Annotated in this window: 20 protein-coding genes and 2 pseudogenes; 4 read left to right on the plus strand and 18 right to left on the minus strand. The window is 60.8% G+C overall.

From position 1 onward, the window contains the following. Window positions 1-18 precede the first annotated feature (18 nt). Together ccmB and ccmA are read right to left on the minus strand one after the other, a co-directional pair. Window positions 19-687 (minus strand): heme exporter protein CcmB, encoded by a 669-nt coding sequence (ccmB, locus tag B1722_RS04235; protein WP_086791496.1) that lies wholly within the window; start codon window positions 685-687, stop codon window positions 19-21. Next, on the minus strand, window positions 684-1,319 hold the full coding sequence (gene ccmA / locus B1722_RS04240) for a cytochrome c biogenesis heme-transporting ATPase CcmA (RefSeq protein ID WP_041072939.1): 636 nt from the start codon (window positions 1,317-1,319) through the stop codon (window positions 684-686). The genes ccmB and ccmA overlap by 4 nt, the downstream gene beginning before the upstream one ends. A gap of 197 nt (window positions 1,320-1,516) precedes the next feature. On the opposite strand from ccmA, the gene B1722_RS04245 reads away from it, so the two are divergent. Both B1722_RS04245 and B1722_RS04250 read left to right on the plus strand, forming a co-directional pair. Further along, window positions 1,517-3,097 carry a flagellar hook-length control protein FliK gene (locus B1722_RS04245; RefSeq protein ID WP_086791498.1) on the plus strand — a complete coding sequence of 527 codons (1,581 nt, stop codon included), beginning with the start codon at window positions 1,517-1,519 and terminating at the stop codon, window positions 3,095-3,097. Then, window positions 3,094-3,423, plus strand: a complete 330-nt coding sequence (locus tag B1722_RS04250) for an EscU/YscU/HrcU family type III secretion system export apparatus switch protein (protein ID WP_047599966.1) — start codon at window positions 3,094-3,096, stop codon at window positions 3,421-3,423. Before B1722_RS04245 ends, B1722_RS04250 begins: the two co-directional genes overlap by 4 nt. Window positions 3,424-3,515: 92 nt before the next feature. On the opposite strand, the gene B1722_RS04255 is transcribed toward B1722_RS04250, so the two are convergent. From B1722_RS04255 to B1722_RS04325, 15 genes are all read right to left on the minus strand, one after another. Beyond that, on the minus strand, window positions 3,516-3,908 hold the full coding sequence (locus tag B1722_RS04255; protein ID WP_007961680.1) for a DUF2802 domain-containing protein: 393 nt from the start codon (window positions 3,906-3,908) through the stop codon (window positions 3,516-3,518). Beyond that, window positions 3,909-4,394, minus strand: coding sequence for a chemotaxis protein CheW (locus B1722_RS04260; RefSeq protein WP_003222936.1), 486 nt, complete (start codon window positions 4,392-4,394; stop codon window positions 3,909-3,911). A gap of 90 nt (window positions 4,395-4,484) precedes the next feature. Then, window positions 4,485-5,447 (minus strand): CheW domain-containing protein, encoded by a 963-nt coding sequence (locus B1722_RS04265; protein ID WP_086791500.1) that lies wholly within the window; start codon window positions 5,445-5,447, stop codon window positions 4,485-4,487. Window positions 5,448-5,449: 2 nt separating this feature from the next. Continuing rightward, window positions 5,450-6,238 carry a ParA family protein gene (locus B1722_RS04270; RefSeq protein WP_003222933.1) on the minus strand — a complete coding sequence of 263 codons (789 nt, stop codon included), beginning with the start codon at window positions 6,236-6,238 and terminating at the stop codon, window positions 5,450-5,452. Between the two features lie 43 nt (window positions 6,239-6,281). Continuing rightward, the gene (motD, locus tag B1722_RS04275) at window positions 6,282-7,172 is read right to left on the minus strand and encodes a flagellar motor protein MotD (RefSeq protein ID WP_003222931.1); all 891 of its coding nucleotides are present in this window, start codon (window positions 7,170-7,172) and stop codon (window positions 6,282-6,284) included. Between the two features lie 15 nt (window positions 7,173-7,187). Continuing rightward, complete coding sequence (locus B1722_RS04280; RefSeq protein WP_007967839.1) at window positions 7,188-7,928, minus strand: flagellar motor protein; 741 nt, start codon at window positions 7,926-7,928, stop codon at window positions 7,188-7,190. Next, on the minus strand, window positions 7,928-9,064 hold the full coding sequence (locus tag B1722_RS04285) for a chemotaxis response regulator protein-glutamate methylesterase (protein ID WP_041072948.1): 1,137 nt from the start codon (window positions 9,062-9,064) through the stop codon (window positions 7,928-7,930). Before B1722_RS04285 ends, B1722_RS04280 begins: the two co-directional genes overlap by 1 nt. A gap of 49 nt (window positions 9,065-9,113) precedes the next feature. Next, on the minus strand, window positions 9,114-11,396 hold the full coding sequence (locus B1722_RS04290) for a chemotaxis protein CheA (RefSeq protein WP_086791502.1): 2,283 nt from the start codon (window positions 11,394-11,396) through the stop codon (window positions 9,114-9,116). A 54-nt stretch (window positions 11,397-11,450) separates the two neighbouring features. After that, window positions 11,451-12,239, minus strand: coding sequence for a protein phosphatase CheZ (locus tag B1722_RS04295; RefSeq protein WP_027613919.1), 789 nt, complete (start codon window positions 12,237-12,239; stop codon window positions 11,451-11,453). 18 nt (window positions 12,240-12,257) lie between these two features. Further along, window positions 12,258-12,629, minus strand: coding sequence for a chemotaxis response regulator CheY (locus B1722_RS04300; RefSeq protein ID WP_003183998.1), 372 nt, complete (start codon window positions 12,627-12,629; stop codon window positions 12,258-12,260). A 167-nt stretch (window positions 12,630-12,796) separates the two neighbouring features. Next, window positions 12,797-13,537: an RNA polymerase sigma factor FliA gene (gene fliA, locus B1722_RS04305; protein ID WP_007920004.1), complete on the minus strand. Its 741-nt coding sequence runs from the start codon at window positions 13,535-13,537 to the stop codon at window positions 12,797-12,799. Beyond that, window positions 13,534-14,364 carry a flagellar synthesis regulator FleN gene (gene fleN, locus B1722_RS04310; protein ID WP_003222917.1) on the minus strand — a complete coding sequence of 277 codons (831 nt, stop codon included), beginning with the start codon at window positions 14,362-14,364 and terminating at the stop codon, window positions 13,534-13,536. Before fleN ends, fliA begins: the two co-directional genes overlap by 4 nt. 113 nt (window positions 14,365-14,477) lie before the next feature. Next, complete coding sequence (gene flhF / locus B1722_RS04315) at window positions 14,478-15,818, minus strand: flagellar biosynthesis protein FlhF (RefSeq protein WP_041072955.1); 1,341 nt, start codon at window positions 15,816-15,818, stop codon at window positions 14,478-14,480. An 11-nt stretch (window positions 15,819-15,829) separates the two neighbouring features. Then, window positions 15,830-17,959 (minus strand): flagellar biosynthesis protein FlhA, encoded by a 2,130-nt coding sequence (flhA, locus tag B1722_RS04320; protein WP_041072957.1) that lies wholly within the window; start codon window positions 17,957-17,959, stop codon window positions 15,830-15,832. A gap of 345 nt (window positions 17,960-18,304) precedes the next feature. Next, window positions 18,305-18,973 (minus strand): hypothetical protein, encoded by a 669-nt coding sequence (locus tag B1722_RS04325; RefSeq protein WP_041072959.1) that lies wholly within the window; start codon window positions 18,971-18,973, stop codon window positions 18,305-18,307. A gap of 209 nt (window positions 18,974-19,182) precedes the next feature. Between B1722_RS04325 and B1722_RS04330 the strand changes: the two genes are divergently transcribed. Further along, on the plus strand, window positions 19,183-19,425 hold the full coding sequence (locus tag B1722_RS04330) for a hypothetical protein (protein WP_086791504.1): 243 nt from the start codon (window positions 19,183-19,185) through the stop codon (window positions 19,423-19,425). 200 nt (window positions 19,426-19,625) lie between these two features. Here the strand turns inward: B1722_RS04330 and B1722_RS29735 are convergent. Beyond that, window positions 19,626-19,706: pseudogene (locus B1722_RS29735) on the minus strand (hypothetical protein); the annotation flags it as partial. Between the two features lie 512 nt (window positions 19,707-20,218). Here B1722_RS29735 and B1722_RS04335 point away from each other — a divergent pair. Further along, window positions 20,219-20,415 (plus strand): annotated as a pseudogene (locus B1722_RS04335) (hypothetical protein); the annotation flags it as partial.

Genomic DNA, 20,415 nt, shown 5'->3' on the forward strand with positions numbered 1-20,415 from the left:
AATTTTAACCAGACCTCATTATTCGCCGACGCTGATCTTCAGGCCAGCCGCTATTGCAAAAGGTGTCAGGGTGATCGCCAGGGCGGTCAGGCTACCCAGCCACAGCAGATACCCGGTCGCCGGCATGCCTTGCAAGGCGGCCTGCAAGGCGCCACTGCCAAGGATCAACACCGGGATGTACAACGGCAGAATCAGCAACGCCAGCAACAGGCCGCCGCGTTTCAGACCGACCGTCAGCGCCGCGCCCACCGCGCCAAGCAAGCTCAGCACCGGGGTACCCAGCAGTAACGACAACAGCAACACCGGCAGGCAGGCGACCGGCAAACCGAGCATCAACGCCAGCAACGGCGAGAGCAGAACCAGTGCCAGTCCCGAGAACAGCCAGTGTGCCAGCACCTTGGCCACCACCAGTAGGGGCAGCGGGTGCGGCGAAAGGACCCACTGTTCCAGAGAGCCATCTTCAAAATCACTGCGAAACAATCCGTCCAGCGACAGCAGGACCGACAACAGCGCGGCCACCCAGACTAACCCCGGGGACAGGTTTTGCAAGACTTGAGTTTCCGGGCCGACGGCCAGCGGGAACAAGGCGATGACGATGGCGAAGAAAATCAGCGGATTGGCCAGTTCTGCCGGGCGGCGAAACAGCAGGCGGGACTCACGGGCAACCAGCAGGCCGAACACACTCATACTGCCCAGTTCCCCAGATCGATATCGCGATAACCGGCCGGCATCCGGCTCAGCGTGTGGTGGGTGGTCAGCACCACCAGACCGCCGCGTTCACAGTGCCCGGCCAGGTGCTCTTCAAGTTGCGCCACGCCCTGTTTGTCGAGCGCGGTGAACGGCTCGTCGAGAATCCACAGCGGCGGGCTGTCCAGATACAGCCGCGCCAGCGCCACGCGGCGTTGCTGACCGGCGGACAGGGTGTGACAGGGAACATCTTCGAAACCGCGCAATCCTACGGCTGCCAGCGCCTGCCAGATTGCCTCGCGTTCAGCCGGCCGATGCAGGGCGCAGAGCCAGGACAGGTTCTCTTCCGGGGTCAGCAGGTCCTTGATCCCGGCGGCGTGGCCGATCCACAACAGGTTGCGCGCCAGTTCGCTCGGTTGTGCTGTCAAAGGCTGACCGTTGAGCAGCACCTGACCGCTGGTCGGCTGCATCAACCCGGACAACAGGCGCAGCAGGCTGGTCTTGCCGCTGCCGTTGGGGCCGCTGATCTGCACCATATCGCCACTGGCCAGTCTTAATTCGAAATTTTCGAAGAGCAGCCGCAGGTCTCGCTCGCAGGCAAGGGCAACGGTTTGCAGGACAGGACTGGTCAAGGGATCACGGGCCTTATACGGTTCAAGTCGGCTCTGGCGCGGCCGTTAAAGAGATGCAGGATAAATGCAATGACGGTGCGAACCAGAGAGCTGGATCAAACAATTGCTATGTTTTCTGAACGAAGCGCAAGACGCGCGGCATTATACATGGCGTGCCTTACTCCCAAGAGCGCAATTTCCTCAGGTTGTGTCCGCGTATGACAGGCGAAATGAACATCCTCCCGCTTCCGCCCACCACCCCGGCGAACACGCGTCCGCTGGTGATGAGCGGTGAGTTGCTCAAGCTGCTGACCCCGGTCGAAGGCTTGATCGGTGCCGGGCAAAGCGCTCAGGCCGAGGTGTTGTCACTCAAGCAGGCGGATCAGACCTTTCAACTGTTGCTCAAGGTCACCGTCGACGGCGGCCGCCAGACCACCGTGCAAGCCAGCAGCAACCTGCCGTTGCCGACCGGCACCAACCTGGCGGTTACTCAGCCATCGGCGGGCAATCTGGCAATCACCGTGCAGCAGGCCATCGCCAGCAGCGTCGCCGCCCTCACCCGCATCGACACCGCGCAGTTGCCGGTCGGCACACTGCTGCAAGGCAAGGTGCTGACCTCGCAGACACTGCCGCAAGTGCCGGGACAGCCGACGGTGTACCGCTCGCTGGTGAGCCTGCTCAACACCGCACAGAGCGGCGCCACACTGGACATCGACAGCCCGACGCCGCTGCGCATCGGCACCCTGCTTTCGGCACTGGTCGAAGACTCGCAAACCCTCAAATTCGTGCCACTGAGCAGCCGTCAGGAGCAATTGGCGGTGAGCCAGCAACTGCTCGGCCAACAAAGTCGCCAAGGCTCGCTGGACGGTTTGCTCAATGCTTTGCAAAACCTGCCGAGCGACGATGATCAGACTTCGCAGGATCTGCGCGCTGCCGTCGTGCGTCTGCTTGCCAATTTGCCCGATGTGCAGCAGATGAGCAGCGCCAAAGGCGTGGCCCTGGCCCTGGCCAACAGTGGCGCCTTCCTCGAAGCCAAATTGCTGACCGGACAGAATCCGGCGCTGGCCCCGGACATGAAAGCCGATCTGCTCAAACTGATCGCGCAACTGTCCCCGGGTGTGCCGGGCAATGCCAGTTTCAACGCGATCATTGCTGCCAACACGCTGGCGCAGGCGCTGCCAAGTTTCGTGCGCAACGCCCTCGGCACCCTCGGCCAGGTCAGCGCCAAACCCGTGCCGAGCAGTTTCCCGCTGCCCGACCGCCTGCTGCAAAGCCAGGACGGCGAAGGCGATCTGGAACATCTGCTGCGCCTCGCTGCAGCCGCCGTGTCGCGCCTGCAAAGCCATCAGTTGTCGAGTCTGGAACAGACCGGGGTCACCGATGACGGCCGCCTGCTCAGCACCTGGCAGTTGGAAATCCCCATGCGTAACCTGCAGGACATCGTGCCGTTGCAGGTCAAGTTCCAGCGCGAAGAAGCGCCGGAAAGAGAACCGCAACCCAACGAACGCCGCGACGAGCGCGAGCCCAAACAGCAACTGTGGCGCGTCGATATGGCGTTCGATATGGAGCCGTTGGGGCCGATGCAAATTCAGGCGCAGCTGATTGCCGGCAGCCTGTCGAGCCAGCTGTGGGCCGAGCGCCCGTACACCGCCGACCTGATCGAAACCAACCTGTTCGCGCTGCGCCAGCGCCTGCTTGATCGCGGGCTGAACGTCGGTGATCTCGACTGCCACCTCGGCACCCCGCCGCAAGGCAATCAAACCCGTCTCGAACACCGCTGGGTCGACGAAACCGCATGAACGATTCCACTGCTCCACGCCAGGCCATCGCCCTCAAATACGACGGCAACCACGCCCCGACCCTCACCGCCAAGGGCGACGAGGAACTGGCCGAAGAAATCCTGCGCATTGCCCGCGACTGTGAAGTGCCGATCTATGAAAACGCCGAGCTGGTGCGGCTGTTGGCGCGGATGGAGCTGGGCGACAGCATCCCCGAAGAGCTGTACCGCACGATTGCCGAGATCATCGCGTTTGCGTGGAATCTGAAGGGAAAATTCCCCGAGGGACAGGACCCGGATGCGCCAATGGTCGAGAAGGACGTTACCGCGCGCGGGGATGATTATTAAGCCTTGAAAGCAAAAGATCGCAGCCTTCGGCAGCTCCTACAGGGAAGCGCGTTCCAATGTAGGAGCTGCCGAAGGCTGCGATCTTTTGATCTTCAGCTTCTGTGCAGCTTGCGCATCAACTCCGCCTCAGCCTGGGTCAAGCCACAGGACTGGGTCAGCTCATCGACGCTCGCGCCCATGCCCACCAGTTTCGCCGCCTGGGCGAACGACAGGCTCGACGGGTCGCGCTGTTCCAGCGCCACAATCTTGTCCGGCAACGGGCCGACGACCGAGCGCAGCTCGTGCAGGGCTTCGCCCATACGCACGTTGCCGTTCTGGTAGTCGTCGACACGCTTGGCCAGGTCCTTGATGCGCTGATCACGCAGCGCATCGCCCTGAGCCTGTTGCGCCGCGATCACCCGCTGCGCCTTGATGTACGCCAGAAACATTGCCAGCGTGCCTGCCCAGAAGAGGAACAGGACAATGACCGCAACTTCGAGAATCAATCAGATGCTCTCCAGTTCCGACCATTCTTCTTCGCTCATCATCTTGTCCAGCTCGACCAGGATCAGCAACTCGTTGTTCTTGTTGCACACGCCCTGGATGAACTTGGCCGACTCTTCGTTGCCGACGTTTGGCGCAGTCTCGATTTCCGACTGACGCAGGTAAACCACTTCAGCCACGCTGTCGACCATGATCCCGACCACTTGCTTGTCGGCTTCGATGATGACGATACGGGTGTTGTCGCTGATCTCGCCGCTGTTCAGGCCGAAGCGCTGACGGGTGTCGATCACAGTGACCACGTTACCGCGCAGGTTGATGATGCCCAGCACGTAGCTTGGCGCACCCGGTACCGGCGCGATTTCGGTGTACCGCAAGACTTCCTGAACGCGCATCACGTTGATGCCGTAGGTTTCGTTGTCCAGCTTGAAGGTCACCCATTGCAGGATCGGATCTTCAGAACCTTTTGCATTCGTCGCCTGACTACTCATACCCTGACCCCTCGAAAAAACCGCACTGGGCGGTGTGTGTTCTGTGTGGAGGCATTGAAAAATGCCTTCGCCTGACTGTTATGTCGGCTGCTATGTCGATTTATGTAGCGGCTTGTGGCCGCCCAAGTGCTTTGCCCCGCCGCTGGCGATCAACTCGGCCAGCGCGGCTACATCAAGTAATGCACACATGTGCTCGATCACCGTGCCGGCGAGCCATGGCCGCTGACCCCGGTGACTTCTCCATTTGATTTCATTCGGATCCAGACGCAACGAACGGCTGACCTGATGCACCGCCAGGCCCCATTCGTAACCTTGTACCGAAATCACGTACTGCAGGCCCTGACGGAAGTCATCGCGATAGCGATCCGGCATGACCCAACGCGCCGTGTCCAAGACTTTCAGATTGCCGGCCTGGCTCGGCAGAATCCCGAGGAACCATTCCGGCTGCCCGAACAGCGGCGTCAACTCGTGGCCGGCCAGCGAATAGATTGAGCCCAGGCACACCAGCGGCACCGCCAGCGTCAGCCCGGCAACATCGAACAACAGGCACTCGAACGCTTCGGCAGCCCAGGCCGGTCGGCCATCGGTGTCCACCGGGGGTGGCGTGTTGCTTGGCGGCAGGTGAACTTCCACCACCGGCGGCACCCGCGTCTGTTCGACGGGTGCCGGCGCAACCGGCGCAGGTTCGGCCACGACCGGTTCCGGCGCGGTTTTCAGCAATTGGGTTTGCAGCAGCGGTGCGAGTGTCGAAACCGGCGCGCGTGGCGGCTCGGCTTCTTCGATCAACGCCACTGGCGCCTTGGCGATCGTTGCGGCGGCAGGCGCGACAACCGGGGCGGCAGGCTTGGCGGTTTTCTGCGCATCACGCGCCTGCTCTTCCAGTACCGCGGCCTGGAATTCATCCAGCGCCGCAGCACTTTCGGCCACCTCGACCGGCGCCTCGACCGGCATTTCCACTGGCGGCAACTCGTCAGGGATTTCCTGCAGCAAGCTGTCCAGATAGGACTGCAACGCCAGTTGCGGACGCGACGTCAGTTTGATCGGCCGATTCATGCTCAAGCCACCTGCGGAACAAGTTGTTGCGCCAGCAGGTGCTTGAGCAACGCGCGGTACGCCAGCACACCACGACTCTTGCCGTCGAACTGCGAAGGCGTGACCCCGGCCCGGCTGGCATCACGCAGACGGGTATCGACCGGGATGTAACCCTGCCAGATCTCTTCCGGAAACTTGTCGCGCAGCACGCGCAAGGTGCCCAGCGACGCCTGGGTGCGGCGGTCGAACAGGGTTGGCACGATGCTGAACGGCAGCGCCTGTTTGCGCGAGCGGTTGATCATCGCCAAGGTGTTGACCATGCGCTCCAGACCTTTGACGGCCAGGTGCTCGGTCTGGACCGGGATCACCAGTTGCTGGCTCGCGGCCAGGGCGTTGACCATCAACACGCCGAGCAATGGCGGGCTGTCGATGATCGCGTAATCGAAGTCCTGCCACAGCTGCGCCAGACTCTTGGCGATCACCAGGCCCAGACCGCTTTGCCCTGGCGACTGGCGCTCAAGGGTGGCCAGCGCGGTACTGGACGGCAACAGGGAAATGCGTTCGTCGCTGGTCGACAACAGCAACTGCCCGGGCAAGCCTTGCGGCACGCTGCCCTTGTGCAGAAACAGGTCGTAGTTGCTGTGTTCCAGGCTGTCGGGGTCGTAGCCGAAATAGCTGGTCATTGAGCCGTGCGGGTCGAGATCGACCACAACCACGCGCTTGCCCGCCTCCGCCAGCAACCCGGCTAAAGCGATGGAAGATGTGGTTTTACCGACACCACCCTTTTGATTGGCGACTGCCCAGACTCTCATTCGGTTCGTTCCTCCCGGCCGAGATCCTCGACCGAGACATAGCTCAGCGTATTAATGCGGGCGACGGAGAATTGACGGCACTCTCGCGTCCCGGCGTCTTGACCGGGGTCGGTGCAGTTTGTGTGCCAGCACGCTTCAATGCAGCGTCCGGTTGCGCATTGGCGGTTCCGGTACCGGTCAGGCTGCGGCGCACATCGAGATTGCGCGACACCACCAGCACCACACGACGGTTTTTCGCCCGGCCTTCGGCGGTGGCGTTGTTGGCCACCGGCTGAAACTCACCGTAACCCACCGAGGCAAGACGCCCGGGGTTCACGCCCTGCATCGCCAGCATGCGCACGATGCTCGCCGAACGCGCCGAGGACAGCTCCCAGTTGGTCGGGTACTGCGCAGTGCGGATCGGCTGATCGTCGGTGAAGCCTTCGACGTGGATCGGGTTGTCGAACGGTTTGAGGATCGCCGCGACCTTGTCGATGATGTTGAAGGCGATGTCGCTCGGCATCGCGTCGCCACTGCCGAACAACAGGCTGGAGTTGAGTTCGATCTCGACCCACAACTCATTGCCGCGCACAGTCATCTGGTTGGAAGCGATCAAGTCGCCGAACGCGGCACTGATGTCATCGGCGATGCTTTTCAGCGGATCGCTGGCCCCGGCGATACCGGCGTCGACCTGCTCGCTGTCCTTGACCAGCGGCTTGGCCGGGGTGACGGTTTTCGGTCGTTCCTCACCGATCGGGATCGGCTTGAGCGAGCGATCGGAGTCAGTGAAAACCCCGATCAGCGCTTCGGAAATGACTTTGTACTTGCCTTCGTTGATCGACGAGATCGAGTACATCACCACGAAGAACGCGAACAGCAGCGTGATGAAATCCGCGTAGGACACGAGCCAGCGCTCGTGATTAACGTGTTCTTCCTGATGCCTGCGGCGAGCCATAGTCCATTACCCCCATCAATCCATGAAGCCCTGAAGCTTCAGCTCGATAGAGCGAGGGTTTTCACCTTCGGCGATCGACAAAATACCTTCCAACAACATTTCGCGATAACGCGACTGCCGCAACGCGATTGACTTGAGCTTGGCCGCCACCGGCAGCAACACCAGGTTGGCACTGGCCACGCCGTAGATGGTCGCGACGAATGCCACGGCAATGCCGCTGCCCAATTGCGTCGGATCAGCGAGGTTGCCCATCACATGGATCAGGCCCATCACCGCACCGATGATGCCGATGGTCGGCGCGTAGCCGCCCATGCTTTCGAAGACTTTGGCCGCTTCGATGTCGCGGGCTTCCTGGGTGTAGAAGTCCACTTCGAGGATGCTGCGGATCGCTTCCGGCTCGGCGCCGTCGACCAGCAGTTGCAGGCCTTTGCGCGAGTAGTTGTCCGGCTCGGCATCGGCGACGCCTTCCAGGCCGAGCAGGCCTTCCTTGCGCGCGGTGAGGCTCCAGTTGACCACGCGGTCGATGCCGCCAGCCAAGTCCACCCGTGGCGGAAACAGGATCCAGGCGAGGATCTGCATGGCGCGCTTGAAGGCGCTCATCGGCGATTGCAGCAGCGCGGCACCGATGGTGCCACCGAGGACGATCAGCGCCGCCGGGCCGTTGGCCAGCGCGCCGAGGTGGCCGCCTTCAAGGAAGTTGCCGCCGATGATGGCGACGAACGCCAGGATAATCCCGATAAGGCTTAAAACATCCATCAGATACACGCCTCGACGATGTGCTTGCCGATGTCGTCCAGGCCGTAGACCGCGTCAGCCAGATCGGCTTTGACGATGGCCATCGGCATGCCGTAGATCACGCAGCTTGCTTCGTCTTGGGCCCATACCGAGCTGCCGCCCTGCTTGAGCAGACGTGCGCCTTCACGGCCGTCGGCGCCCATGCCGGTAAGGACCACCGCCAGAACTTTGTCGCCGTAGGACTTGGCCGCCGAACCGAAGGTGATGTCCACGCACGGCTTGTAATTCAGACGCTCGTCGCCCGGCAGGATTTTCACCGCGCCACGGCCGTCGATCATCATCTGCTTGCCACCCGGGGCCAGCAGCGCCAGGCCCGGACGCAGGATGTCGCCATCCTCGGCTTCCTTGACGCTGATGCGGCACAGCTTGTCCAGACGCTCGGCAAAGGCCTTAGTGAACGCCGCCGGCATGTGCTGGATCAGCACGATCGGCGCCGGGAAGTTCGCCGGCAACTGGGTCAGCACCCGCTGCAGGGCAACCGGGCCGCCGGTCGAAGTCCCGATGGCAACCAGTTTGTAGGCTTTGCGTTTCGGTGCCGGCGACGACGCGCTGGCGGCTGGCGCGCGAGCAGGTGCTGGAGCTGGAGCCGGACGCGTCGGAGCAGCAGTGCTGTGGCTGCTGAAACTCGAAGCCGCCGGGGCGGGTGCAGGCGTCGGTGCAGCGGCCGGAGCCGGCGCACTGTAGGCACTGAAACGACGGTTACTGCGCGAGATGCTGTGGACCTTCTCGCACAGCAGTTGCTTGACCTTCTCCGGGTTACGAGAAATGTCTTCGAAATTCTTCGGCAGGAAATCCACCGCACCGGCGTCCAGCGCATCCAGGGTCACCCGGGCGCCTTCGTGGGTCAGCGAGGAGAACATCAACACCGGGGTCGGGCAGCGCTGCATGATGTGCCGCACCGCCGTGATGCCATCCATCATCGGCATCTCGTAGTCCATGGTGATCACGTCCGGCTTGAGGGCCAGGGCCTGATCGATCGCCTCTTTACCGTTGGTAGCCGTGCCGACCACCTGGATGCTCGGATCCGCTGAAAGAATTTCCGAGACGCGGCGGCGGAAAAAACCCGAATCGTCCACCACCAGGACTTTGACTGCCATAAACACTCCATTAGGTGCAGCGGGACGTCGTCGCCCCGCCGCCCCGGATTCAAATACGCTTCGTCGCGTAACGCTTGAGCATGCTTGGAACATCGAGGATCAACGCGATGCGGCCGTCACCGGTGATGGTGGCGCCGGACATGCCCGGAGTGCCCTGCAGCATTTTGCCCAATGGCTTGATGACCACTTCTTCCTGGCCGACCAGTTGATCGACGACGAAGCCGATCCGTTGGGTGCCCACCGACAGGATCACCACATGGCCTTCGCGCTGCTCTTCGTGAGCGGCGGAGCTGACCAGCCAGCGCTTGAGGTAGAACAATGGCAGCGCCTTGTCCCGCACGATCACCACTTCCTGGCCATCCACCACGTTGGTGGTCGACAGGTCGAGGTGGAAGATTTCGTTGACGTTGACCAACGGGAACGCAAACGCCTGATTGCCGAGCATCACCATCAGGGTCGGCATGATCGCAAGCGTCAGCGGCACCTTGATGACGATCTTCGAGCCCTGGCCCTTGGTCGAGTAGATGTTGATCGAACCGTTGAGCTGGGAAATCTTGGTTTTCACCACGTCCATGCCGACACCGCGGCCGGACACGTCGGAAATCTCGGTCTTGGTCGAGAAACCCGGGGCGAAGATCAGGTTGTAGCACTCGGTATCGCTCAGGCGATCGGCCGCGTCCTTGTCCATCACACCGCGTTTTACCGCGATCGAACGCAGGACGTTCGGGTCCATGCCCTTGCCGTCGTCGGAGATCGACAACAGGATGTGGTCGCCTTCCTGCTCGGCGGCCAGTACCACGCGACCGCCACGGGCCTTGCCCGAAGCTTCGCGCTCTTCCGGCGACTCGATGCCATGGTCGACCGCGTTGCGCACCAAGTGGACCAGCGGGTCGGCCAAGGCCTCGACAAGGTTTTTGTCGAGGTCGGTTTCTTCACCCACCAGTTCCAGGTTGATCTCTTTCTTGAGCTGGCGCGCGAGGTCGCGAACCAGACGCGGGAAGCGCCCGAAGACCTTCTTGATTGGCTGCATCCGGGTCTTCATCACCGCGGTCTGCAAGTCAGCCGTGACCACGTCGAGGTTCGACACGGCCTTGGACATGGCTTCGTCGCCGCTGTTGAGACCCAGGCGCACCAGGCGGTTACGCACCAGCACCAGTTCGCCGACCATGTTCATGATTTCGTCGAGACGCGCAGTGTCGACACGCACGGTGGTTTCGGCTTCGCTCGCCGGTTTTTCCGGCGGCGGAGCAGCGGCAGCACGGGCAGGAGCCGGTGCAGCAGCGGCAGCCGGTTTCGGCGTTTCGGCTTTCGGTTCAGGCTTGGGCGCCGCTTTCGGCGCAGCAGCCGGAGCGGCGACGGCCTTGGCAGCAGGCGCAGCCACGGTCGATGCGGTGCCCGCAGCAGCGGCGCCAACGTCGGTGAACTTGCCTTTACCGTGCAATTCGTCGAGCAGCGATTCGAATTCGTGATCGCTGATCAGGTCGCTGCCGGCAGCCGCGGCCGCCGGTGCGGCAGGCGCAGCCGGTGCCGAAGCAATAGCCGATTCCAGCGCTTCAACGGCGAAGTTGCCCTTGCCGTGCAATTGATCGAGCAGTGCTTCAAATTCGTCGTCGGTGATGTCCGAGCTGTCGCCCGCCGCCGGTGCCGCCGGAGCAGCCGCAGTCGGTGCAACGGCGTCTGGCGCGAACTGGCCTTTGCCGTGCAGTTGATCGAGCAACGACTCGAATTCGGCGTCGGTGATTTCATCGCTGGCGGCCGTATGGGCAGCCGGCGCAGGTGCAGCAGCGGCCGGGGCTTCGGCTTCAGCCTTGACGGCGTTCAGCGAATCCAGCAGCTGTTCAAATTCGTTATCGGTGATGTCGCCCGAATCGCTTGAATCACCTTCGACGACCAGTTCTTCGATCATCTCGGCAACCGGAGAAGCCGGGGCTTCGTCGGCCGATTGCGGTTCAGCCAGACGCGCCAGCGCGGCCAGCAGTTCCGGGGTGGCCGCCGTGATCGGCGCACGTTCACGGACTTCGCTGAACATGCTGTTCACCGCGTCCAGTGCTTCGAGCACCACGTCCATCAGTTCTGCATCAACGCGACGCTCACCCTTGCGCAGGATGTCGAACACGTTTTCGGCGATGTGACAGCACTCCACCAGCTCGTTGAGCTGAAGGAAGCCGGCGCCCCCTTTTACAGTGTGGAAACCGCGAAAAATTGCATTGAGCAGATCTGCGTCATCCGGGCGGCTTTCCAGCTCGACCAGTTGCTCGGACAGTTGCTCAAGAATCTCGCCGGCCTCAACCAGGAAATCCTGAAGGATCTCTTCATCGGCGCCGAAGCTCATTAATGGGGTGCTCCTACAGGTCTAAAAACCCAAAAAACCTAAAATTCCAAAACTCTAGAATCCGAGGCTGGATAACAAATCGTCCACATCGTCCTGACCGGACACAACGTCTTCTCGTTTATCGGCATGAATCTGCGGACCTTCACCCTGCGAGAGATGTTTTTGTGGATCTTTTTCTGCAAGCATCGCGGCACGGTCGTGTTCGATGCCCGCAAAGCGGTCAACCTGACTGGCCATGAGGACGAGTTTGAGCAAATTGCTTTCGACTTCGGTGACCAGTTGGGTCACACGCTTGATCACCTGACCGGTGAGGTCCTGGTAATCCTGAGCCAGCAGGATGTCGTTCAGGTTGCTCGACACCGCACGGTTGTCCGTGCTGCTGCGTGACAGAAAACCGTCGACCCGGCGCGCCAGTTCGCGGAACTCTTCAGCCCCGACTTCACGACGCATGAAGCGGCCCCAATCGGTGCTCAGCGCCTGGGCTTCTTCAGCCAGGCCATTGACCACCGGGGTGGCGCTTTCCACCAGATCCATGGTGCGGTTGGCCGCGGCTTCGGTCAGCTTGACCACATAGCCCAGGCGTTCGGTGGCGTCGGTGATTTGCGACACTTCCTCGGCCTGCGGCATGTGCGGATCAATCTGGAAGTTGACGATCGCACTGTGCAGTTCGCGTGTGAGCTTGCCCACTTCCTGATACAGGCCACGGTCACGGGTCTGATTGAGCTCATGGATCAGTTGCACAGCGTCGCCGAACCTGCCTTTTTCAAGGCTCTCGACCAGTTCGACCGCGTGTTTTTTCAGGGTCGATTCGAAATCGCCCTGTGAAGATTCGTTATGCTCCATAGCTCCCCCGCGCGTTCATCAGCCGATGCGTTCGAAAATCTTCTCGATTTTTTCTTTCAGCGCCTGAGCCGTGAAAGGTTTGACCACGTAGCCGTTCACGCCGGCCTGGGCCGCTTCGATGATCTGCTCGCGCTTGGCTTCGGCAGTCACCATCAGCACGGGCAGGTGCTTGAGTTTTTCATCGGCACGCACGTGGCGCAGCAGGTCGATACCGGTCATGCCCGGCATGTTCCAGTCCGTTACCAGAAAGTCGATGCTTCCGCTGTTGAGCACCGGAATGGCAGTGGTGCCATCGTCGGCCTCGACGGTGTTGGTGAACCCCAGATCACGCAGCAGGTTCTTGATGATCCGCCGCATCGTTGAGAAGTCATCAACGATGAGGATTTTCATGTTCTTGTCCAATTCGACCTCCAAGCAGTCTTAAACGCGCCCAGCACCTGGACGCGCCATTTCAATCAATCCGGCAAAGCACTCGATGACTGTCTGGAGCACAACAGAGCAAGACCGGTGCCGTTCATCACCGCACCAGCCTCGTTCGCAGTGTCCCCACACTGCCTTCAGCGCGCTCGCCACTCCCCCAAACGCCCCCGCAAACGGGCCGCGCACTGGCTATGTAACTGGCTGACCCGCGATTCACTGACGCCAAGGACTTCACCGATTTCCTTGAGGTTCAGTTCTTCGTCGTAGTACAGCGCCAACACCAGTCGCTCACGCTCCGGCAAATTGGCAATCGCGTCCGCCAGCGCAGCCTGGAAGCGTTCATCTTCCAGATCGCGTGACGGCTCAAGATGAGCACTGGCGCCATCCTCGTGCAGCCCTTCGTGTTCGCCGTCCTGCAGCAGGTCGTCGAAACTGAACAGCCGGCTGCCCAGCGTGTCATTCAAAATCCCGTAGTAATCATCGAGACTCAATTGGAGTTCGGCCGCAACCTCGTGATCTTTAGCATCACGGCCGGTTTTAGCTTCAATTGAGCGAATTGCGTCGCTGACCATACGGGTGTTGCGGTGAACCGAGCGTGGTGCCCAATCCCCCTTGCGCACTTCATCGAGCATCGCGCCGCGGATCCGAATGCCCGCGTACGTTTCGAAACTGGCGCCTTTGCTGGCGTCATATTTGGTCGAGACTTCGAGCAGGCCGATCATCCCGGCCTGAATCAGGTCTTCAACCTGCACACTCGCCGGCAAGCGCGCCAGCAGGTGATAGGCAATGCGCTTGACCAGTGGCGCGTAACGCTCGATCAACTCGTACTGCGCGTCACGTGCCGATTTCTTGTAGTAGTTCATACCGCTGGCGGTCATAACACAGGCCCTGCCGTTTGCTGCACGAGGCGCTCGACGAAAAACTCAAGGTGCCCACGCGGGTTGGCAGGCAGCGGCCAGGTATCGACCTTCTGTGCGATCGCCTTGAACGCCAGCGCGCACTTGGAACGCGGAAAGGCTTCATAGACCGCTCGCTGCTTCTGCACTGCCTTGCGCACGCTTTCGTCGTACGGCACCGCGCCGACGTATTGTAAGGCGACGTCGAGAAAGCGATCCGTGACCTTGGTCAACTTGGCGAACAGGTTGCGCCCTTCCTGCGGGCTCTGCGCCATGTTGGCGAGGACGCGGAAGCGGTTCATGCCGTAGTCGCGGTTGAGCAGTTTGATCAGCGCGTAGGCGTCGGTGATCGAGGTCGGCTCGTCGCAGACCACCAGCAACACTTCCTGCGCCGCGCGCACGAAACTGACTACCGAGTCACCAATGCCCGCAGCGGTGTCGATCACCAGTACATCGAGATTGTCGCCGATGTCGCTGAAGGCCTGAATCAGACCGGCATGTTGCGCCGGGCTCAGGTGCACCATGCTCTGGGTGCCGGAAGCGGCCGGCACGATGCGGATCCCGCCGGGGCCCTGCAACAGCACGTCGCGCAGCTCGCAGCGGCCTTCGATCACATCGGCCAGCGTGCGTTTGGGGGTCAGTCCCAGCAGAACGTCGACGTTCGCCAGCCCCAGGTCAGCGTCCAGCAGCATGACCCGACGGCCAAGCTCTGCCAGCGCCAGAGACAAGTTCACTGACACGTTAGTCTTGCCGACGCCACCTTTGCCGCCGGTCACCGCGATCACCTGTACGGGATGCATGCTGCCCATGTTATTTCTTTACCTTGTCTTGCATAGACGGAGGCCACATTACTGGCTGCGCGTTCACAACCGGAACAATGCATGGCAGACCATCGATGTAGGTACAAAAACTGTTCATTACCTCAGCCAACCTGCTTGGTCGGGCTGTGGTAGATATCAGCGAACATGTCAGCCATGGCTTCTTCGCTGGGTTCTTCCTGCATTTGCACGCTGACGGCGCGGCTGACCAGCTGATGACGGCGCGGCAGATGCAGATCATCCGGAATCCGTGGGCCATCGGTCAGGTACGCGACCGGCAGTTCATGACTGATCGCCAGGCTCAACACTTCGCCAAGGCTGGCCGTCTCATCCAGTTTAGTCAGGATGCAGCCGGCAAGCCCGCAACGCTTGTAACTGTGATAAGCGGCGGTTAGAACCTGTTTCTGGCTGGTGGTTGCCAGCACCAGATAATTTTTTGAACGGATGCCACGCCCGGCCAGACTTTCCAGCTGCATGCGCAGCGCCGGATCGCTGGCCTGCAGGCCGGCGGTATCGATCAGCACCACGCGTTTGCGCAGCAGAGGGTCCAGCGCCTGAACCAGCGATTGGCCCGGATCGACGTGGGTCACCGGCACGTTGAGAATCCGCCCCAGGGTCTTGAGTTGCTCCTGCGCACCGATGCGGAAGCTGTCCATGCTGACCAGCGCCACATTCTGCGCGCCGTACTTGAGCACGTAGCGCGCAGCGAGTTTGGCCAGGGTGGTGGTCTTGCCCATGCCGGCCGGGCCGACCATGGCAATCACCCCGCCCTCTTCCAGCGGCTCGACTTCCGGTACGGCAATCATCCGCGCCAGGTGCGCGAGCAGCATGCGCCAGGCCTGACGCGGTTCTTCGATGTCGGTGATCATCGCCAGCAGGTCGCGCGACAACGGCCCGGACAGACCGATGCGCTGCAGGCGGCGATACAGATTGGCTTGCGCCGGACGGCTGCCTTGCAGCTGGTTCCAGGCCAGGGTGCCGAGCTGCACTTCCATCAGCTCACGCAGACTGTTCAATTCGAAACGCATCGAATCCAGCGCACGCGGATCGACACCCGCCGATGCTGGTGCAGCTGCCGGCGCCGGACGCGCCGGGGCGGCGTAGGTCGGTTCGCTCAACGGCTCGGCAGCGGTCAGTGGCAGGCCGGCCGTCAACGGCAGCCCGGCAAAGATCTGGCGATTGCTATTGCCATCGGCTTCGCCACGCAGGCTCAGTTCGGCCTGAGCGGTGACGATGCGCGACTGGGTCTTGCGCAGTTCGTCCTCGAGTTCCATGTTCGGAACCCGTGGCGCCAGCGCCGACAACTTGTAATCCAGCGCCGCCGTCAGCTCGACGCCGCCGGCAATGCGGCGGTTGCCAATGATGGCGGCATCAGCGCCCAGCTCATCACGAACCAGCTTCATGGCCTGACGCATATCGGCGGCGAAAAAACGCTTAACTTGCATAAACCACTACCTCAGCCGTTGGGCCCTACTGTCGCAACGATGGTCACTTGCTTGTTGTCCGGAATTTCCTGGTAGGCCAACACGTGCAGCCCCGGGACGGCGAGGCGACCGAAACGCGAGAGCATCGCGCGGATCGGGCCTGCTACCAACAGGATCACCGGTTGACCTTGCATTTCCTGGCGCTGCGCCGCTTCGATGAGCGAACGCTGCAGCTTCTCGGCCATGCTTGGCTCCAGCAGAACGCCCTCTTCCGAGCCTTGTCCTGCCTTCTGCAGACTATTGAGCAATATTTGTTCCAACCTTGGTTCCAAGGTGATCACAGGCAGCTCGGAGTCAGTGCCTACAATGCTTTGGACGATGGCGCGGGATACGCCGACGCGTACGGCGGCCACCAAAGCGGCGGTATCTTGACTCTTGGCGGCGTTGTTGGCGATGGCTTCGGCAATGCTGCGGATGTCGCGTACCGGCACGTGTTCGGCCAGCAATGCCTGCAGCACCTTGAGCAATTGCGACAGCGACACCACACCCGGCACCAGCTCTTCAGCCAGTTTCGGCGAGCTTTTGGCCAGCAATTGCATGAGTTGCTGCACTTCTTCGTGGCCGATCAGCTCACTGGAGTGTTTGTACAGAATCTGGTTCAAGTGCGTCGCGACCACGGTACTGGCGTCGACCACGGTGTACCCGAGCGATTGCGCCTGCGCGCGCTGGCTGACTTCGATCCACACCGCCTCCAGGCCGAAAGCCGGATCTTTGGCGGTAATGCCGTTGAGCGTGCCGTAGACCTGCCCCGGGTTGATCGCCAGTTCGCGATCCGGGTAGATTTCGGCTTCGGCCAGGATCACGCCCATCAGGGTCAGGCGGTAGGCACTCGGCGCCAGATCGAGGTTGTCACGGATATGCACGGTCGGCATCAGGAAGCCCAGGTCCTGCGAGAGCTTCTTGCGCACGCCCTTGATCCGCGCCAGCAACTGCCCGCCCTGATTGCGATCGACCAGCGGGATCAGGCGATAGCCAACTTCCAGGCCGATCATGTCGATCGGCGTCACGTCATCCCAGCCCAGCTCCTTGGTTTCCATGGCGCGGGCCGGCGACGGCAGCAGTTCCTGCTGACGCTGAACTTCCTGCAGCGCCTGCACCTTGGCGACGTTCTGTTTTTTCCAGAACAAGTAGGCACCACCGGCGGCCAGTGCGGCCATGCTCAGAAAGGAGAAATGCGGCATGCCCGGAACAAGGCCCATGACCGCCATCAGACCAGCCGCCACTGCCAGTGCTTTGGGCGAAGCGAACATCTGCCGGTTGATCTGCTTGCCCATGTCTTCCGAACCGGAAGCACGGGTCACCATGATCGCTGCCGCTGTCGATAACAACAGTGATGGCAATTGCGCCACCAAACCGTCACCGATGGTCAGCAAGGCGTACACCTTGCCGGCGTCGGCGAAGTTCATGTTGTGCTGGAAGATACCGACCGCCATGCCGCCGATGAGGTTGATGAACAGGATCAGCAAGCCGGCAATCGCGTCACCCCGCACGAACTTGCTGGCACCGTCCATCGAACCGTAGAACTCAGCCTCTTGCGCGACTTCCTGACGGCGCGCCTTGGCCTGGTTCTGGTCGATCAGACCGGCGTTGAGGTCGGCGTCGATCGCCATTTGTTTGCCAGGCATTGCGTCGAGGGTGAAGCGCGCGCTCACCTCGGAAATCCGCCCGGCACCCTTGGTCACCACGACGAAGTTGATGATCATCAGGATCGCGAAGACCACGATACCGACCACGTAGTTACCGCCGATCACCACTTCACCGAAGGCCTGGATCACCTTGCCGGCGGCGGCGTGGCCGTCCTGACCGTGGAGCATCACCACCCGCGTCGAGGCCACGTTCAACGCCAGCCGCAGCAGCGTCGCCACCAGCAGAATCGTCGGGAACACCGCGAAATCCAGCGGCCGCAACGCGTACACGCAGACCAGCAGGACGACAATCGACAGCGCAATGTTGAAGGTGAAAAACACGTCCAGCAGGAACGGCGGCACCGGCAGCATCATCATGGCCAGCATGACCAGCAGCAACAACGGCACGCCCAGATTGCCTCGACTGAGGTCGGCAACATTCGAGCGAGCAGTGTTGAATAACTGAGAGCGATCCACCGGTTTTCCCCGTTCCTTTAAAGCAAACTTTTGACGCCCGAAGCAGGCGCACGGCGGCTACTGCAAGAAGCCTTCCAACTTTTGCCGGGGATTGAAACAGAAGGGTTTATCGGGAAGATTTCGGCGTCTGGACTGACGCTTTCGCGAGCACGCCCGCTCCCACAGTCGATCTTCAGTGAATACAGAACAGGTGTATCACACAGCTCCTGCGGGAGCGGGCTTGCTCGCGAAGGGGGCCAGCAGCGACATCAAAGAATAAGCAGCCGCAGCCAGACGGCTTATGCGCTTTGGAGTCGGGCTCTGTATGGATCGGTCGCTGCATAACCTGCGATCTTACAATGCTGGTTACTGCGCGATCAGAATCTGCTTGGGCGAAATTTCACCGAAGCCTAGCTGCTTGCTATCGATGTACCGCGTCCCCCGAAATAGTTGCTCTCCGTCGATCTCGACAAAGTCCTCGTCCATGTACATGAGCACAACCCTGGTCTGTGGCGCTCGAATCTGTGGAACCTCCATGTGGCCCTCCATCAGATTGAGCGCCCAATGAAATTGCATAACCGGCAGATCACCAATTTCAATCTGGCGCCTGCCCTCCAACGCCCGGAAATCTCGGTGCGCAGTGATCCGTAACTTGGGCCCGACCGCCTCGAACTGCGGCTTGCCATAACGTACCTCCAAATCACGCCCCGTCGCCCATTTATCCATGTAGTTTCGTGGCGAGGTGAACAGCCTGAACAACGCCTGATTATCGCGAATGTCTTCTTCAGTTCCGAACAGATAGTTGTAGGCGTAGTGGTAAGCCAGACCGTCGAGCTCAGGCCTGATGGCGTTGACCGGGTTATCCAGATAACCCGGGATAAAAACGTGAGCCATGTGCACAAAGTGGGTAAAGTCCAGTTCCAGCTCGAAGGTGACTTCGTATCGGATCGACCTTTCCTTCAGGTTTTCCTCCAACCTCCCTGAAACATATTCCACATTCATCCCTTCAAGTTTTTTGTAGATTCGGTCCGCCATGATCGTGCGCTCTTTGCCCAGGGATTATTCCCAAGTGCATGGCAGCGCAGTTGCGAGATGACGTCTACTGTCAGATCTGACAGGTCATCACCACCATCCGTCTGAAAACCCCATCCACCTGTCAGACCTGACAGTAGAACACCGATTCCTTGAATGCTCTGATTCGACGACCCGAATCTATCGGGCACTTCACTGGACAGGAGCTGACCATGGAAAAGCTGACAATCGATGAATCATTGCTGTCATTGGCTGCGTGGAACTTCAGGAACCAGGATCTCCCTCCCCACACCCCACCGGAAGGTGCATTCGCGACAAGAACCGCTGCCGGGGGACGGGAGCCGTACACTTATCACTCGAGCAAGATAATTGTCGACCTCGACGAAACTACTGGAAAGGTGATTTCTCGCGGCAACGGACGCGCAACAATCACGGTGACGGACAGCGACGGATAGACGGCGAGTTACCCTGTGGGAGCTTCAAATGTGCATTATCTTTTTGGCACAGGAATCTTCGGCACCTATACAAGTTGCGCTGATGCCGCCACTGCACAGGGGGGCAGCATACCGTCACTGGCAGAATGGCGGTCTTACAAGGAGGGTTGTGACTGGATTCGATCTCCCAAACGAGCCCATACCGTCGCAGCTGACAAACGTCAGGCATCGCGGCGCAAATCCGGCGGGATCGGCAAATCGTCCTTGAGTGGATCCGGGCGCTTGCCCTTGCCGGCGCGGAACAGGCGAGTAAGAAAAGGGGACGGTTATATTTAACCAGTGATTTAGCAGCGGGGCTTGATCGAGATTTTTCTGTTGACCGGGATGGCCGTTTCGCGAGCAAGCTCGCTCCCACAGAGAAACGCATTCCAAATGTGGGAGTGAGCTTGCTCGCGAAGAGGCCAGTGAAGTCAGCGCAAATCGCTATTTTAAACTCAGGCGTTTAAAAGACACCTCCAGACACGCCTCCAAGGCTACACATCCTTGCGCCATTGCCTACAGCTACGCCAGAATCCGCCGGCTTGTGCGCCTTGGGGGCGGGTTCTATTGTGGTTCGGTCGCTGATTGTTCAGTGATCGGGTTTAGCAGCCCGGGTTTTCTCTAGACGCACAAAGTCCGTTGTCGTTATGGCGGCTTTGCGTGGGGCACTTCGGTGCGCCGGGTTCTAGAGTCCTGGTCTGCTAACCCGCGTACAGCCGCCACCTCCTTCGTTAGCAGCGAAAGGTGCCGGCCTCACTACTCTAGAGGCTTCACCATGATCAAACCAACACCCAACCCACCCGAAACCGACCCCACCTCCCCCTACGAATCCCTCGATTCGAAAAAGCTCCACGATGCCGCCGACCGCGCGCTCGACCACTACCTTTGTGCGCCCGGATCCACCCCACCGCCGCGCAGAACCCGCAGGATGTACGCCGTGACCGCCGACTTCAAAAACGAAGAACTGCTGGC

It is taken from the genome of Pseudomonas sp. SCPG-7 (assembly GCF_002156405.1).
GTDB classification, from domain to species: Bacteria; Pseudomonadota; Gammaproteobacteria; order Pseudomonadales; family Pseudomonadaceae; genus Aquipseudomonas; species Aquipseudomonas parakoreensis.